Origin of the sequence: Micromonospora orduensis, assembly GCF_006228125.1 — a bacterium.
Classification (GTDB): Bacteria; Actinomycetota; Actinomycetes; order Mycobacteriales; family Micromonosporaceae; genus Micromonospora; species Micromonospora orduensis.
Genome location: NZ_VDFY01000218.1, coordinates 24,437 through 39,316 on the forward strand (window position 1 = coordinate 24,437; position 14,880 = coordinate 39,316).

Annotated in this window: 12 protein-coding genes; 10 read left to right on the forward strand and 2 right to left on the reverse strand. The window is 73.2% G+C overall.

Annotation, left to right across the window (positions count from 1 at the left end; genetic code table 11):
- Positions 1-72: 72 nt before the first annotated feature.
- The gene (locus FHG89_RS24940; RefSeq protein ID WP_139586844.1) at positions 73-2,334 is read right to left on the reverse strand and encodes a catalase; all 2,262 of its coding nucleotides are present in this window, start codon (positions 2,332-2,334) and stop codon (positions 73-75) included.
- 206 nt (positions 2,335-2,540) lie between these two features.
- Here FHG89_RS24940 and FHG89_RS24945 point away from each other — a divergent pair, with 206 nt between their 5' ends.
- The 10 genes from FHG89_RS24945 to FHG89_RS24990 all read left to right on the forward strand — a co-directional run bounded on the left by FHG89_RS24945 (position 2,541) and on the right by FHG89_RS24990 (position 13,836).
- Positions 2,541-3,398, forward strand: coding sequence for an alpha/beta hydrolase family protein (locus FHG89_RS24945; protein WP_139586863.1), 858 nt, complete (start codon positions 2,541-2,543; stop codon positions 3,396-3,398).
- A 131-nt stretch (positions 3,399-3,529) separates the two neighbouring features.
- The gene (locus tag FHG89_RS24950; protein WP_139586845.1) at positions 3,530-4,312 is read left to right on the forward strand and encodes an ABC transporter ATP-binding protein; all 783 of its coding nucleotides are present in this window, start codon (positions 3,530-3,532) and stop codon (positions 4,310-4,312) included.
- On the forward strand, positions 4,309-5,031 hold the full coding sequence (locus tag FHG89_RS24955) for an ABC transporter ATP-binding protein (RefSeq protein WP_208761099.1): 723 nt from the start codon (positions 4,309-4,311) through the stop codon (positions 5,029-5,031). Before FHG89_RS24950 ends, FHG89_RS24955 begins: the two co-directional genes overlap by 4 nt.
- 29 nt (positions 5,032-5,060) lie before the next feature.
- Positions 5,061-5,939 (forward strand): branched-chain amino acid ABC transporter permease, encoded by an 879-nt coding sequence (locus FHG89_RS24960; protein ID WP_139586846.1) that lies wholly within the window; start codon positions 5,061-5,063, stop codon positions 5,937-5,939.
- Positions 5,936-7,048: a branched-chain amino acid ABC transporter permease gene (locus FHG89_RS24965; protein ID WP_139586847.1), complete on the forward strand. Its 1,113-nt coding sequence runs from the start codon at positions 5,936-5,938 to the stop codon at positions 7,046-7,048. The genes FHG89_RS24960 and FHG89_RS24965 overlap by 4 nt, the downstream gene beginning before the upstream one ends.
- Before the next feature lie 83 nt (positions 7,049-7,131).
- Positions 7,132-8,418, forward strand: a complete 1,287-nt coding sequence (locus FHG89_RS24970) for an ABC transporter substrate-binding protein (RefSeq protein ID WP_139586848.1) — start codon at positions 7,132-7,134, stop codon at positions 8,416-8,418.
- A gap of 246 nt (positions 8,419-8,664) precedes the next feature.
- Entirely contained in the window at positions 8,665-9,276 is a 612-nt protein-coding gene (locus tag FHG89_RS24975) for a TetR/AcrR family transcriptional regulator (RefSeq protein WP_139586849.1), read from the forward strand.
- 63 nt (positions 9,277-9,339) lie between these two features.
- A complete protein-coding gene (locus FHG89_RS24980) occupies positions 9,340-12,159 on the forward strand; it encodes a helix-turn-helix transcriptional regulator (RefSeq protein WP_139586850.1) in 2,820 nt (939 codons plus the stop codon).
- A 46-nt stretch (positions 12,160-12,205) separates the two neighbouring features.
- Positions 12,206-13,354: an acyl-CoA dehydrogenase family protein gene (locus tag FHG89_RS24985; protein WP_139586851.1), complete on the forward strand. Its 1,149-nt coding sequence runs from the start codon at positions 12,206-12,208 to the stop codon at positions 13,352-13,354.
- 17 nt (positions 13,355-13,371) lie between these two features.
- Positions 13,372-13,836, forward strand: coding sequence for a MaoC family dehydratase (locus tag FHG89_RS24990; RefSeq protein WP_139586852.1), 465 nt, complete (start codon positions 13,372-13,374; stop codon positions 13,834-13,836).
- Positions 13,837-13,884: 48 nt separating this feature from the next.
- Here the strand turns inward: FHG89_RS24990 and FHG89_RS24995 are convergent, their stop codons facing one another.
- On the reverse strand, positions 13,885-14,880 hold the full coding sequence (locus FHG89_RS24995; protein ID WP_139586853.1) for an acetylxylan esterase: 996 nt from the start codon (positions 14,878-14,880) through the stop codon (positions 13,885-13,887).

Below are 14,880 nucleotides of genomic sequence, written 5' to 3' on the forward strand. Positions count from 1 at the left end.
CGCAGGGTCGGCGCAGCACCGAGGGCTGACCTCCCCGGGTGGGAGGTCAGCCCTCGTCGACGTCCGACGGTGTCAGGCCACCGTGGCCGGGAACCGTTCCCACACCCGGTGGGCGGCCATCAACTGCTGGACCGCGGTCAGCGCCTCGGCGCCGGAGCCCGCAGTGACGGTGCCGGGGGTGCCGGTCACCCCGGCCTGCTCCAGGACGGTGACGCCGGCGCCCCAGGCGCCGATCGCCTTGACGTGCCGCCAGCACTCCTCGATGAGCAGCAGCACGCGCGGGTCCACGGTCGCCGGGCCCGGCCGGCCCGCCTTGGCGTCGCGGGCCGGGATCGCGTCCGGCGCGGGCGTCGGAGCGCCGGCCAGCAGGAGGGCGTCGAACTCGACGGACCGGCCGGTGGCGAAGGTGCGCTGCACCGGCAGGTCGCCCACCATGCCACCGTGCGGGGCGATCAGCAGCGGCACCATGCCGGCCTCGAAGATGGCCCGCCGCACCTCGCCGAGGTCGTCCAGGTCACCGTCCGGGTCCACGACGATGCCGACGGTACGGCCGTCGGTGGGCCACTCCCGGCCGACCTGCGACAGCGCGGGGCTGGGCGTGACGTCGGCGAGCGGCGCGGTCGGCTGCGGCGCGGGCAGGCCCAGGCCGGTGGCGACCTGCGCGCACAGCACCGGGTCGATGTTGGCCAGGCTCTGCAGCTGGCGTTCCTTGATCGCCTGGTGGTAGCACTTGCCCAGCTCGAAGGTGTACGCGCGGATGATGTGCTCCTGCTCCACCGGCGACATGCTCAGCCAGAACAGGCGGACCTGGCTGTAGTGGTCGTCGAAGGACGCCGGGTTGGCACGGACCTTCGGCGCCTGCGCCACCGTCACGGGCACGTCGACGAACGCGTGCTCGGCGTCGCCGGCCGGGAACGGGTTGCCACCGTCCAGCGAGTTCGGCCGGTACGGCGCCACGCCCGCGTGCACGGCGTGCTGGTGGAAGCCGTCGCGCAGCATGTCGTTCACCGCGGCGTGCGGCCGGTTGATCGGGATCTGCGAGAAGTTGGGCCCGCCGAGGCGGGTGAGCTGCGTGTCGACGTACGAGAAGAGCCGGCCCTGGAGCAGCGGGTCGTTCGTGACGTCGATGCCGGGCGGCAGGTGGCCCAGGTGGAAGGCGACCTGCTCGGTCTCGGCGAAGAAGTTCGTCGGCGTCCGGTTGAGGACCAGCCGTCCGATCGGCTGCACCTCCGCCAGCTCCTCCGGCACGATCTTCGTCGGGTCGAGCAGGTCGATGCCGGCGAAGGTCTCCTCGGGGGTGTCCGGGAAGACCTGGATGCCGAGCTCCCACTCCGGGTACGCGCCGGCCTCGATGGCGTCGTAGAGGTCGCGCCTGTGGAAGTCCGGGTCCATGCCGCTGAGCATCTGCGCCTCCTCCCAGGTCAGGGAGTGCACGCCGAGCTTCGGCTTCCAGTGGAACTTGGCCAGCACCGTCTCACCGGCCTCGTTGACGAGGCGGAAGGTGTGCACGCCGAAGCCCTCCATCGTCCGGTACGAGCGGGGGATGCCCCGGTCGGACATGTTCCAGATGGTGTGGTGCTGCGCCTCGGTGTGCAGCGAGACGAAGTCCCAGAAGGTGTCGTGGGCGCTCTGCGCCTGGGGGATCTCGCGGTCCGGGTGCGGCTTCCCGGCGTGGATGATGTCGGGGAACTTGATCGCGTCCTGGATGAAGAAGACAGGCATGTTGTTGCCGACGAGGTCGAAGGTGCCCTCGTCGGTGTAGAACTTCGTGGCGAAGCCGCGGGTGTCGCGGACGGTGTCGGCCGATCCGCGCGAGCCGAGGACTGTGGAGAACCGTACGAAGACCTCGGTCTCCCGCCCCTTCTTCAGGAAGCCGGCCCGGGTGACCGCCTCGGCGGTGCCGTACGCGGTGAAGACCCCGTGCGCGCCGGCGCCACGGGCGTGCACCACACGCTCCGGGATGCGCTCGTGGTCGAAGTGGGTGATCTTCTCGCGCAGGTGGTGGTCCTGGAGCAGGACCGGGCCGCGTGGTCCGGCCTTGAGTGAGTGGTCGGTGTCGCGCAGCCGCGCGCCGTTCGCGGTGGTCAGGTAGGCGCCCTGCTGACCGTTCGCGGTCGTCGGCGCGCCGGTCTCGGCGCCGGTGGGCGTACGCGTCTGCGGCGCGCCCTGTTCCGGCTTCGGCGGCAGGGGGTCGTGCGGGGTCGTCGGCTCATCGATCGTCGGCGGCGCGCTTCCAGGCGCGCCGGGCACCTCCGGAGTCAGTGCGTCGGCGATCTTTCCTGAGGCGGTCTTCACGACGTTCTTGACAGCCTCGGCGGGCTTGCTGGAATCCACTGGACGAACCCCTCCATGGAGCGCTTACGAGCGGGCGTTTGCCCTGCTACCCCTGGCCAGGGGGTCAAAACACAATCGATGCCGCAGGACTGGTGATTTCACCGATGCGTGGATCGCCGGTGCGGCCAAAACTGACACACGTCGATATCCCTCGACCCTAGGGAGCGCCCGACGTGTCCTCACCAACCACCACCCGTCCCCGTTCCATGGCAGCCCGGCTCGGCGTGGCCGCCGCCCTGGTCGCCGGCGCCGTCCTGGCCGGCCCGACCGGCGTCGCTCAGGCCGCGAGCCCGTACGAGCGGGGCCCCGCCCCGACCACCGCGATCCTGGAGGCCAGCCGCGGCCCGTTCGCCACCGCGTCGCAGAGTGTGTCCTCGCTGAGCGTCACCGGCTTCGGCGGCGGCGTCATCTACTACCCGACCAGCACCAGCGAGGGCGCCTTCGGCGCCATCGCCATCTCGCCCGGCTACACCGCCTCGTGGTCCAGCATCAGCTGGCTCGGACCGCGGATCGCCTCGCACGGTTTCGTGGTGATCGGCATCGAGACCAACACCCGGTTCGACCAGCCGGACAGCCGTGGCCGGCAGTTGCTCGCCGCGCTGGACTACCTCACCGAGCGCAGCTCGGTGCGCAGCCGCATCGACAGCAGTCGGCTCGCCGTGGCCGGCCACTCGATGGGCGGCGGTGGCAGTCTGGAGGCGGCCTCGGACCGGCCGTCGTTGCAGGCCGCGGTGCCGCTGGCGCCGTGGAACCTGGACAAGAGCTGGTCCGAGGTGCGGGTGCCCACGCTGATCATCGGTGGTGAGAGCGACAGTGTCGCGCCGGTCTCGTCGCACTCGGTGCCGTTCTACACGAGCATCCCGGCCTCCGCCGAGAAGGCGTACCTGGAGCTGAACGGCGCGAGCCACTTCTTCCCGCAGACGGTGAACACGCCGACCGCCCGGCAGATGGTGGCCTGGCTGAAGCGGTTCGTCGACGACGACACCCGCTACGAGCAGTTCCTCTGCCCGGGGCCGAGCGGCTCGCAGATCGAGGAGTACCGCAACACCTGCCCCAGCGCCTGACCGTTGGGTTCCGGGGCGGCCGCCGGTGGGCGGCCGCCCCTCCGCGTCGGCCCATCGAAGGTCTTGACGCAATTCCCAAGAAACGTACACTGCGAGTGTAAATAACACCCGCCACGGCAGAGGGATGGGTGATGGATCGAGGCCTCGAACTGCACCAGATCGGCGTCCGTTTCGGCGGCCTCACCGCCCTCGACGACGTCTCGCTGCGAGTGCCACCCAACCGGGTGTTGGGCGTCATCGGCCCCAACGGCGCCGGCAAGACCACGCTGTTCAACGTGATCTGCGGTTTCGTCTCGCCGCACACGGGTTCGCTCACCCTGGACGGCCGGCCGCTGCGGCCTCGGCCGCACCGGCTGACCCGGCTCGGCATCGCCCGGACCCTGCAGGGGACCGGACTGTTCGCCGGGCTCACCGTGCTGGAGAACGTGCTGACCGGCGCCTCGCACACCGCGCGTGCCGGATTCGCGGCGGCGCTGTTCGGCCTGCCGGCCAGCGACCGCGACGAGCGTCGGCTGCGCCGGGAAGCCCTGGACATCCTCGACGGCCTGGGCATCGCCGAGCACGCCGACGCCGCGCCGGGCACCCTGCCCTTCGCCGTACGCCAGCGGGTGGCCCTGGCCCGCGCGCTCGCCGCTCGGCCCCGACTGCTGCTGCTCGACGAACCCGCCGGCGGTCTCGGCGCCGACGACATCGCCGAGCTGGCCGAGCTGGTCCGCCAGCTGCCCGGCCGCGACGACGACCCGTGCGCGGTGCTGCTTGTCGAACACCACATGGATTTGGTGATGGCCGTCTGCGACGAGCTGGTGGTGCTCGACTTCGGCCGGGTGATCGCCGCCGGCACCCCGGACGAGATCCGCGACGACCCGGCGGTCACCGACGCCTACCTGGGCGCCCTGGTCGAGGATGCCGCGTGAGCGCGCCGGACCTGCTCGTGGTGCGTGGCCTGGTGGCCGGCTACGGGGCCGCGCCGGTGCTGCGGGCCGTCGACCTCACCATCCCGGCGGGCACGATCGCCGCCGTCGTCGGCGCCAACGGCGCCGGCAAGACCACCCTGCTGCGCGCGCTCTCCGGCATGATCCGCCCGAGCGCCGGTCAGGTCGTCCTGGCCGGGGAGGACCTGCGGGGTACGCCGGTGGAGCAGCTCGTCCGGCGCGGCATGGCGCACGTGCCGGAGGGGCGGGGCGTGATCAGTGAGCTGACCGTCGACGAGAACCTGCGCCTCGGCGGGCTGTGGCGGCGCGACCGGGCCGACGCGGACCGCGCCCTCGACGAGGTCTACGAGCTGTTCGAGCCGCTCGCCCGCCGCCGCCGGCACCTCGGGCACCAGCTCTCCGGCGGCGAACGGCAGATGCTCGCGCTGGGCCGGGCGCTTGTCGGTCGGCCGAGACTGCTGCTGCTCGACGAGCCGTCGCTCGGCCTGGCGCCCCGGGTGGTCGCCCGGACGATGGCCCTGCTGCGGCAACTGCGCGACCGGACCGGCCTGACCGTGCTCCTGGTCGAGCAGAACGTGCGCAGCGCGCTCGCCGTCGCCGACCAGGGCGTGGTGATGTCCCTCGGCCGGGTCGTCGTCGCCGCCCCGGCGGCCCGGTTGCGCGACGACGTCGACCTGCGCCACGCGTACCTAGGTTTCTGATCACCACCTCGTCCCTGGAAGGAGGACTGTTGGACCGCTTCGTCTTCCTCACCGTCGACGGCCTGTCCCGGGGCGCGGTGTACGCCGCGTTCGCGCTGGCCCTGGTGCTCATCTGGCGGGCGGCGCGGGTCGTCAACTTCGCCCAGGGCGCGATGGCCGTCGCCGCCGCGTACGTCGCCTACTCCGTGTCCGCCGCGACCGGCTCGTACTGGTTGGGCTTCGGGGTGGCGATCGTCGCCGGGCTGCTGCTCGGCGCGGTGGTGGACCGCGTCGTGATGCGGCACGTCGACCACGCGTCACCGCTCAACCCGGTGATCGTCGCGCTCGGGCTGGTGCTGCTGATCCAGGCCGTGCTGGGCATGGTGTACGGCAACGAGTTCCGCCCCGCCGAGACGCCGTTCTCCCGCTCGGCCCTCACCGTGGGCGGCGTCGCGGTGCTGTCGCCGTACGACCTGTTCGTCTTCGCCACGATCGGGGTGGTGGTCAGCGGTCTGGCGTGGATGTTCGCCCGGACCCCGGTCGGTCTGCGGATGCGCGCGGCGGCCTTCGCGCCCGAGGTCTCCCGCCTGCTCGGGGTCAACGTCGGTGGCATGTTGACGCTCGGCTGGGCGCTGGCCTCCGGGGTGGGCGCGCTGGCCGCCATGCTTGTCATCCCGACCGAGTTGGGGTTGCATCCGCACGCGATGGACCTGGTGTTCGTCTCGGCGTTCACCGCGGCGGTGGTCGGCGGGTTGGACAGTCCACCGGGGGCGGTGGTCGGAGGGCTCGTGGTGGGCCTGCTGCTCTCGTACGTCAGCGGGTACGCCGGCAGTGACCTCACGCCCCTGGCGGTGCTGGTCCTGCTGCTGGCGGTGCTGCTGGTCCGGCCCGGCGGGCTGTTCGCCCCGGTCGCGGCGAGGCGGGTGTGAGCGCCACCGGGGCGGTCCTGCCGCCGAGACACCGTCCGGTCGAGCCGGGTGACCGACCGGCCGACCGGCGCCGCGGCTCCACTCTGCTGCGCCACCTCGCCGTCGCGCTCGTCGTCGGGCTGCTGCTGGTGGCGGTCAGCTACACCGTCGAGCCGTTCCGCAACTTCCAGCTCGCCACGGTGGCCGCCTACCTCTGCGCGACCGCCGGCCTGACCGTCCTCACCGGGCTCAACGGTCAGCTCTCGCTCGGGCACGGCGCGTTGATGGCCGTCGGGGCGTACACGGTGGCCCTGTGCCAGAACGCGTTCGCCGACCGGGGGATGACCGGCGGCTGGCTGCTGCCGCTGTCGCTGGGCGCGGCGATCGTCAGCACTGTCGCGGTCGGCGCGGTGGTCGGCGTGGCCGCGGCCCGGCTGCGCGGCCCCTACCTGGCCGGTGTCACCCTCGCCGTGGCCGTCGTCGTGCCGGCGCTGGCAGTCACGTTCGACGGTGTCCTCAACGGCGAGCAGGGCCTGTCGGTGCCGGTGGAGCCGCCGCCGGCGTCGCTCGGACCGTACTTTCCCTACGAGCGGTGGCAGCTCTGGCTCACCGGCGCGGCGACCCTGCTCGCGTTGCTGCTGCTGGCCAACCTGATCCGCAGCCGGTACGGGCGTACCTTCCGGGCGGTCCGCGACGACGAGGTGGCCGCACGCCTCGCCGGCATCCACGTGGCCCGTACCCAGGTCCTCGCGTTCGTGGTCAGCGCCGCCACCGCCGGTCTCGGCGGTGCGCTGCTGGCGGTGCTCGCGCAGAGCGTGTCGCCCGGCGCGTTCTCGTTGACCCTGTCGCTGTTCCTGCTGATGGCCGTCGTGATCGGTGGTCTCGGCCGGCTGGCCGGCGCCCTGTGGGGGGCCGTGCTGCTCGTGGCCCTGCCCGATCTCACCCACTCCGCGACGGAGCTGCTCACGCTCTCGCCCGCGGTGGCCCAACGGCTGGAGGGCAACCTCCCGCTGGCGATCTTCGGACTCACCCTGATCGTCGTCATGATCGCCGCCCCCGGCGGTGTGCAGGGCCTGCTGTCTCGTCTGGGCCGGGCACTGCTGGACCGCTGGTCGGCCCGGCGTTCCTGAGCTGTTCCGGCCCGGCCTCGGCCGGGCGCCCCACCACCACACCATTCCCGAAATGACAGGACCGAGAAAGGTCGGTGTTTCCCATGCACCGTACGGCACAACGCGGTCTCGCGATCGTCAGCACCATCGCCTTGTTGGTCGCCGCCGCCGGCTGTAGCGGTGACGACGGCTCCGGCCCCGGCGGGGCAGCGGTGCCGGGCGTCACCGGCACCGAGATCGTCGTCGGCACCCACATGCCGCTCACCGGGCCGGCCTCGGCCGGATACTCCAAGATCGCTCCGGCGACGAAGGCGTACTTCGACTACGTCAACGCGGCCGGCGGTGTGCACGGTCGGAAGATCACCTACAAGGTCATGGACGACGGCTACAACCCGGCGAACACCCAGCAGGTGGTCCGCCAGCTCGTCCTCCAGGACAAGGTCTTCGCCATCCTCAACGGCCTCGGCACGCCGACGCACACAGGCGTGCTCGACTTCCTCAAGAGCAACCGGGTGCCCGACCTGTTCGTCGCCTCCGGCAGCCGCAGCTGGGACCAGCCGGACAAGTATCCGGGCACGTTCGGGTTCAACCCGGACTACACGGTGGAGGGCAAGATCCTCGCCAACTACGCGAAGGCGAACCTGGCCGGGCAGAAGGTGTGCTTCCTGGGCCAGGACGACGACTTCGGCCGCGACAGCCTCCTCGGCGTGGAGAAGGTCCTCGGCGCCGGGGCGGTGGCGGTCAAGCAGACGTACGTCACCAGCAACACCAACGTGGCGCCGCAGATCGGCGCGTTCAAGGCGGCCGGTTGCCAGGTCGTGGTTCTCGCCACCGTGCCGGGCTTCACGGCGCTCTCCATCGGCACCGCCGCGCGGCTGGGCTTCAAGCCGCAGTGGCTGGTCTCCAACGTGGGCGCCGACCACCCGACCCTGGCCAAGCAGCTCGGCGCCGCGGCGCCTCTGCTGGAGGGCATGATCGGCACCAACTACCTGCCGATGCAGAACGACACCGCGAACCCGTGGATCCAGCTCTTCATGAAGGTGAACAAGGAGCACAACGGGGACGCGCCGTTCGACGGCAACATCGTCTACGGCATGTCGGTCGGCTACCTGTTCGTCCAGACGCTGCTCGCCGCCGGCAAGGACCTCACCCGGGAGAAGGTGCTCCAGGCCGTGCAGAAGGGCGGCTTCCAGGGGCCCGGGCTGGTGCCGCTGCGCTTCTCCGCGAGCGACCACTCCGGCTACGGCGGCCAGCGGCTGAGCCGGGTGAGTGGGGGAGTGCAGAGTTACTTCGGGCCGGCGTACGAGACCGACGAGGCGGACGGACCGGTCAAGGAGTACACCGCCACGCCGGTCGCGCCACCCGCGAACGGGGTGCCGACCGTCTCCTGACCACCCGTACCACCGGCCGTCGACCGGGTGTGGCCGCTCGTGACCACACCCGGTCGGACGGCTGCGCGGGTTCCGGTGCGGCGGCGGTGGACGTTGACCGAGACAGATCAGCCCTCCTACTATCCGCACCATGGCTGCAAATTTATGTCCGCACTCCATCGTCACCGGCCGCCACCGGCTGATCATCGCGTGGCTAGACTCGGCGGCGCGGCGGGAGACGCCGTGGCGGTGAGGGGGCGAAGGCGCATGGAGACGGTCGAGGCGACGGGGCGGGTCGACGGGCGGACCGCCCGGGCGGAGCGCACCCGCGCGGCCATCGTCGAGGCGCACCTCGCGCTCATCTCCGAGGGCGACCTGCGGCCGACCGGGGAACGCATCGCCGAACGGGCCGGCATCTCGCTGCGGACGCTCTGGACCAACTTCAAGGACATGGAGACCCTGTTCGAGGCGAGCGGCGCCGAGGTGCTCCGCCAGCAGGACTCCGCCTACCGGCCGATCCCACCCGGGTTGCCGCTGGCCAAGCGGGTCGACGCGTACTGCCGGCAGCGAGCCCGGCTGCTCCAGCTCATCGCGCCGTCGGCGCGGGCCGCCCAGATGCGCGAGCCGGTCTCGGAGCAGTTGCGCCGTAACCGCCTCAAGCACGTCGACCGGGTTCGCGAGGAGGTCGAGCACCTCTTCGCCGCCGAGCTGGCGCGGGCCGGACGAGGGCGGGAACAGCTGCTCAACGCGCTGGTGGCGGCGAGCATGTGGTCGGCGTGGTCGATGCTGCGCGACGGCCTCGGGCTGGGCGTGGACGCGGCCCGCGCGGTGATGGCCCGTACGGTGGGCGCCCTGCTGGCCGAGGTGGCGGCCGACTGATCCCGGCCCCGGCCGGCGTCGTCCCTCTTTCCATCCGGTTACCGATGGGTGACACTGGGACGCATGGTTACTGCATCAAGAGTGCAACTAACCGTGCTGCGTGGTCGGGACGACGAGTGCCGGACCATCAAGGGCCTGCTCGACGGCGTCACCGACGGCGGCGGTTCCCTGCTGGTGCACGGTGAGCCCGGATCGGGCCGCACCGCCCTGGTCGGTCACGCCCACCGGCACGTCGAGGGTCGCGCCACCACAGTGCTCGCCGGCACCGGGCTCGCCGAGGAGGCCGCCCTGCCGTACGCCGGGCTGCAACGCCTGCTCGACCCGCTGCTCGACCACACCGCCGTCCTACCCAGGGAACAACGGCACCTGGTGCGGCGGGCGCTGGGCGGAGAGGACTGCCCCGACGCCCGCCAACTCGCGCTGTCGATGGGCGTGCTCGGGCTGCTCGCCGCCGCCGCGCGGGACCGTCCGCTGCTGGTCACGATGGACGACGTCGACCTGGGTGACCCGCAGACCGCGCGGGTGCTGGCCTTCGCCGCCCGCCGCCTGCGGCGCCTGCCGGTCGTCGTCCTGCTCACCGCGGACGCCGCCACCACGATCGACGGGATACCGGCGCACCGGCTCCGGCCGCTTACCGAACGGGAGAGCACGGCCGTCCTCACCGACCGGCTCCGGCTGCGGCGTCACCGGCGGGGCGATGTCGCCGGCACCGACCGACTGCCCGAGCGACCCGCCCCGCCGGTCGTCGCCGCGCTCGCCGCGATCGGCGGCGGTAACCCGCAGGCACTGGGGGATCTCGCCGGCGTGCTCACCCCGGGGCAGTGGCGGGGCGAGGACCCGCTGCCCACCGCGCCACCGACCGACGGCGCGCTGGGCCGCGCCTACCGGGCCCGGCTGGACCGGCTGCCGCCGTCCACCCGCCGGCTGCTGCTGCTCGCCGCCCTGGACGAGGAGACCGGACCGGGCACCCCGGTGCGGGCCGCGGCCGAGGCGCTCACCCCGGCGGAGGCCGCCGGCCTGATCCGCGTCGAGCCCGGTGGCGTCACGTTCCACCAACCGTTGGCGCGCGCGATGGTCGCGGCCAGCGCGCCGCTCGCCGAGCGTCGGGCGGCGCATCGGCTGCTCGCCGACACGCTCGATCCGCGTACGCAGCGTCTCCGCCGGGCGATGCACCTCGCCGCCGCGGCGGAGGGCACCGACCCCGCTCTCGCCGCCGAGCTGGAGCAGGCCGCGGCCGACGGGGAGCGCGACTGGTCCGCCGCCTCCGCCGCGCTGTGCCGGGCCGCCGATCTCAGCGCCGACCCGGGCCAGGCCGCTGCCCGCCTGCTGTCCGCCGCCCGCTATGCCTGGACCGCCGGTCGACCCGATCAGGCGCGACTGCTGCTCGACCGCCTTCGTACCGCCCCCGTGGGGGTCGTCGACGGGCGCGCCGGTCTGCTGCGCGGGGAGTTGGAACTGCGCTGCGAGCCGGCCGCTGACGCGTCGGCCACCCTGCTCGCCGCCGCCGGGTCGGTCGCCGACGCCGATCGGGCCCAGGCGTTGACCGGGTTCGTCCGCGCCGGAGAGGCGGTCTGCTTCGCCGGAGACCAGTACCGGTACGCGGAGGTCGGGCACCGGGCGGCGGCGCTGCGGCGCCCGAACGACCCGCCGGCGCTGGAGCTGATGAGCTGTCTGGTCGCCGGGGTGGCGGCGACGCTGCGGGGCGATCACGAGCGGGGTGGCCCCGCACTGCGCCGGGCGGTCGTGCTGGGGGGCCGGTTGACCGGCCCGGCGTCGACCCCCACCGCGCTCGCCTGCGCGGCGGCCGCCGGTCTGGTGGTCGCCGTCGACGGCGCCGCGCACCGGCTCGCCGAGCGGGCCGTCGCCCTGGCCCGGGACCGGGGCGAGCTGTCCATGCTGTCCCGGGCCCTGGAGCTGCGGGCGGTCGCCGAGTACTGGCTGGGACGGCACGAGACGGCGGCGGAGACCTCCCGCGAGGGGCTGCGGATCTCCCGCGCCACCGGTCAGACCAACGGCGCAAACGTCCACCTCGGCATGCTCGCCGTGCTGGCCGCCGTCCGGGCCGACCGCGACACCAGCCTGCGGTGGATCCGGGAGATCGGTGAGGCGCCGACACCGGGCAGCCGTCCGCACGCGCTCGCGGGGTGGGCGCTGGCGGTCCTCGACCTGGTCGACGGTCGGCACGACGAGGCGGCGACCCGACTGGCGTCGTTGGCGCGGCTGGGCACCGGGCGCGGGCAGGTCCTGGTGCAGGTGATGGCCACCCCGTACCTGGTCGAGGCGGCCGCCCACCTGGCCCACCGCCCGGCGGCGACTGCCGCTCTCAGCGTGTTCGACCGCTGGGCCAGCAGCACCGCGAGTCCACTGCGTCGGGCGCTGTCCGCCAGGTGTCACGCGTTGCTCGCACCCAGGGGCAGCGCCGAGGCCGACCGGGAGTTCCAGACCGCGCTGCGGCTGCACCCGACGGAGGCCGGCGCGTTCGAACGGGCGCGTACCGAGCTGCTCTTCGGCCGGGAGCTGCGCCGCAGCCGACGCCCCCGCGACGCCCGCGGGCACCTGCACCGCGCCCGCGAGACGTTCACCCTGCTCGGGGTGGGGTGCTGGGCCGAGCAGGCCACCTCGGAGCTGCGCGCCTCCGGGGAGTCGGTCGGGCCACCGGCCCTGCCGGCGGCGCGGCTGCTCACCGGCCAGCAGCTGCGGATCGCCCAGCTCGTCGCCGAGGGCGCCACCAACCGGGAGATCGCCGCCCGGATGTTCCTGTCCACCCGCACGATCGACCACCACCTGCGCAACGTGTTCCACCGGCTCGGGATCCGTTCCCGCACCGAGCTGGCCCGCGCGTTCGTGTCCGTGCCCGGTCCGGGGCCCGCTTCGGACCGGTGATCGTCCGCTCTGGACGCCGTAAACTATCACCGCTAGTTTATGGGCCATGGAGCTCACCCTCTCCGCCGAACAGGTGGCGGTCCGACAACTCGCCGCCGAGTTCGTCGACCGGGAGCTGGTGCCGCACGCGGCCACCTGGGACCGGCGCGAGTTCGTCGACCCCGCCGTCGTGGGCATGCTCGGAGACCTGGGCTTCCTCGGCCTGACCATCGCCGAGTCCGACGGCGGCTCCGGCGGCGACCACCTCGCGTACTGCCTCGTCCTGGAGGAACTCGGCCGGGGCGACTCGGCCGTGCGCGGCATCGTCTCGGTCTCGCTCGGCCTCGTCGCGAAGTCGATCGCCGCCCACGGCTCCGCCGCGCAGCGGGCCGAGTGGCTGCCCCGACTCTGCGCCGGCACCGCCCTGGGATGCTTCGCGCTGACCGAGCCGGACAGCGGCTCGGACGCGGCCGCGCTGCGTACCCGCGCGGCCCGCGACGGCGACGACTGGCTGCTCACCGGCACCAAGACGTTCATCACCAACGGCACCACGGCCGACGTGGCGCTCGTCTTCGCCCGCACCGGCGGCCCCGGCCACCGGGGCATCACCGCCTTCCTGGTGCCCACCGGCAGTGCGGGACTGACCCGCCGGGAGATCCACGGCAAGCTCGGCCTGCGCGGGCAGGCCACCGGCGAGCTGCGCTTCGACGAGGTACGCGTGCCCGACGCGGCCCGCCTCGGCGCCGAGGGCGCGGGGTTCCGCCTGGCCCTGGCAACCCTGGCCAAGGGGCGGATGTCGGTCGCCGCCGGCTGCGTCGGCATCGCCCAGGGCTGCCTGGACGCCGCGGTCGGCTACGCCGGGCAGCGGACCCAGTTCGGCAAGCCGATCGCCGGCCATCAGCTCGTGCAGCAGTTGCTCTCCGCCATCGCGGTGGACACCGCCGCCGCCCGCCTGCTGGTGTGGCGGGTCGCCGACCTGATCGACCGTGACCAGCCGTTCGCCACCGAGGCGTCGATGGCCAAGCTCTTCGCCAGCGAGGCCGCGGTACGCGCGGCCAACAACGCGGTCCAGGTCTTCGGGGGGTACGGCTACATCGACGAGTACCCGGTCGGCAAGTACCTGCGCGACGCCCGGGTCGCCACCCTCTACGAGGGCACCAGTCAGATCCAGCAGCTCCTCATCGGACGCGCGCTCACCGGCGTCAACGCCTTCTAGCTCGAAGGAGCCCCGGCATGAGAGTCTTCACCTCCCTCGACGAGCTGGCCACGGCGGTCGGCGAGACCGTCGGCCCCGGTCCCTGGCAGCGGATCGAGCAGAGCCGTGTCGACCTCTTCGCCGACGCCACCGATGACCACCAGTGGATCCACCTCGACCCGGTCCGGGCCGCGGCGGGACCGTTCGGCGGGACGATCGCGCACGGCTACCTCACCCTGTCGATGCTGCCGGCGCTGGCCGGAGGGCTCTACCGGGTCGAGGGGGCGGCGATGGGGGTCAACTACGGTCTGAACCGGGTGCGTTTCCCCGCCCCGGTCCGTGTCGGCGCCGCCGTCCGGGCCACCGTCACCTTCACCGAGGTGTCCCCGGTGAGCGGCGGGGTGCAGCTGGTCGCGACGGTCACCGTGGAGAGCGACAGCGCCGGCAAGCCCGTCTGCGTCGCCGAGACGGTCAGTCGGCTCTACCGGGGTACGGCGCGCTGACCGGGTCGGTCCCACCACCGACCCGGCACCCACCACCGCCGGGGTCGCTCAGCCCGCCGGACGGAGCCTCGCGCCGAGCCAGCGCAGCTGACGACGGACGTGGACGGCCTCGCCGCCCTCGTGGCCGTTGAACGGGTAGACGTGGATCTCCCGCTCCGGCGGGACCGGTCGGCCGGACCCGGCGCCGTACTGGTTGTAGGCCGCGAAGCCGGTGCTCGGTGGGCAGACGGTGTCGCGCAGGCCGATCCCGAAGTGCGCCGGCGCCGTGGCACGCTGCGCGAGACTGACCGCGTCCACATAGGACAGCGTGTGCCACACCGCCTCCTCGGCCTCCCGGTGCACGGCCAGGTAGTGGGCGATCTCGCCGTACGGCGCGAGGTGGCTGAGCTGGACGGCCCGTCGCATGTCGCAGAGGAACGGGGCGGTGGTCAGCACCGCCGCGAGGTCGTCCACCAGGCCGGACACGGCCAGCGCGAGACCACCGCCCTGACTGTTGCCGACCACGGCGACCCGGCCCGCGTCGACTCCCGGCAGGGCACGGACCGCCTCGACGGCCCGGACCGCGTCGGTGATCAACCGGCGGTAGTGGTAGTCCCGCGGATCGAGGATCCCCCAGGTGACCGGCCACGGGCCGCCGGGAGCACCGTGCGGGTCGGGAGTGTCGCCGGCGCCGTACTGCCCCGCCTGGCCCCGGTTGTCCATCAGCAGGTGCGCGTACCCGGCCACCGGCCAGGTGAGCCGCTCGTGCGGCAGGCCACGGCCGCGGCCGTAGCCGGCGTACTCCACCACGGCGGGAAGTGGACCTCGCGCGCCCGCCGGGCGGGTGTACCACGCGCGGACCGGGTCGCCGCCGAAACCCGCGAACGTGACGTTCCAGCAGCCCAGCAGCGGCAGATCGGTGGGCTCCGGCCGGACGTCGACGAGCACCGGTCGGGCGGTCGCCTCGGCGAGGGTGTCGCTCCAGAACTGGTCGAAGTCGTCGGGTTCGACGATGGTGGGCGAGTAGCGCTCAAGGTCGTCGAGGTGCGGGGGTGGGTGCGACAC

What these genes read in the sequence shown, in the direction of transcription:
- FHG89_RS24980 (WP_139586850.1), top strand. Translation starts at nt 9,340, where the DNA reads ATGGTTACTGCATCAAGAGTGCAACTAACCGTGCTGCGTGGTCGGGAC.
- FHG89_RS24970 (WP_139586848.1), top strand. Translation starts at nt 7,132, where the DNA reads ATGCACCGTACGGCACAACGCGGTCTCGCGATCGTCAGCACCATCGCC.
- FHG89_RS24985 (WP_139586851.1), top strand. Translation starts at nt 12,206, where the DNA reads ATGGAGCTCACCCTCTCCGCCGAACAGGTGGCGGTCCGACAACTCGCC.
- FHG89_RS24975 (WP_139586849.1), top strand. Translation starts at nt 8,665, where the DNA reads ATGGAGACGGTCGAGGCGACGGGGCGGGTCGACGGGCGGACCGCCCGG.
- FHG89_RS24950 (WP_139586845.1), top strand. Translation starts at nt 3,530, where the DNA reads ATGGATCGAGGCCTCGAACTGCACCAGATCGGCGTCCGTTTCGGCGGC.
- FHG89_RS24945 (WP_139586863.1), top strand. Translation starts at nt 2,541, where the DNA reads ATGGCAGCCCGGCTCGGCGTGGCCGCCGCCCTGGTCGCCGGCGCCGTC.
- FHG89_RS24990 (WP_139586852.1), top strand. Translation starts at nt 13,372, where the DNA reads ATGAGAGTCTTCACCTCCCTCGACGAGCTGGCCACGGCGGTCGGCGAG.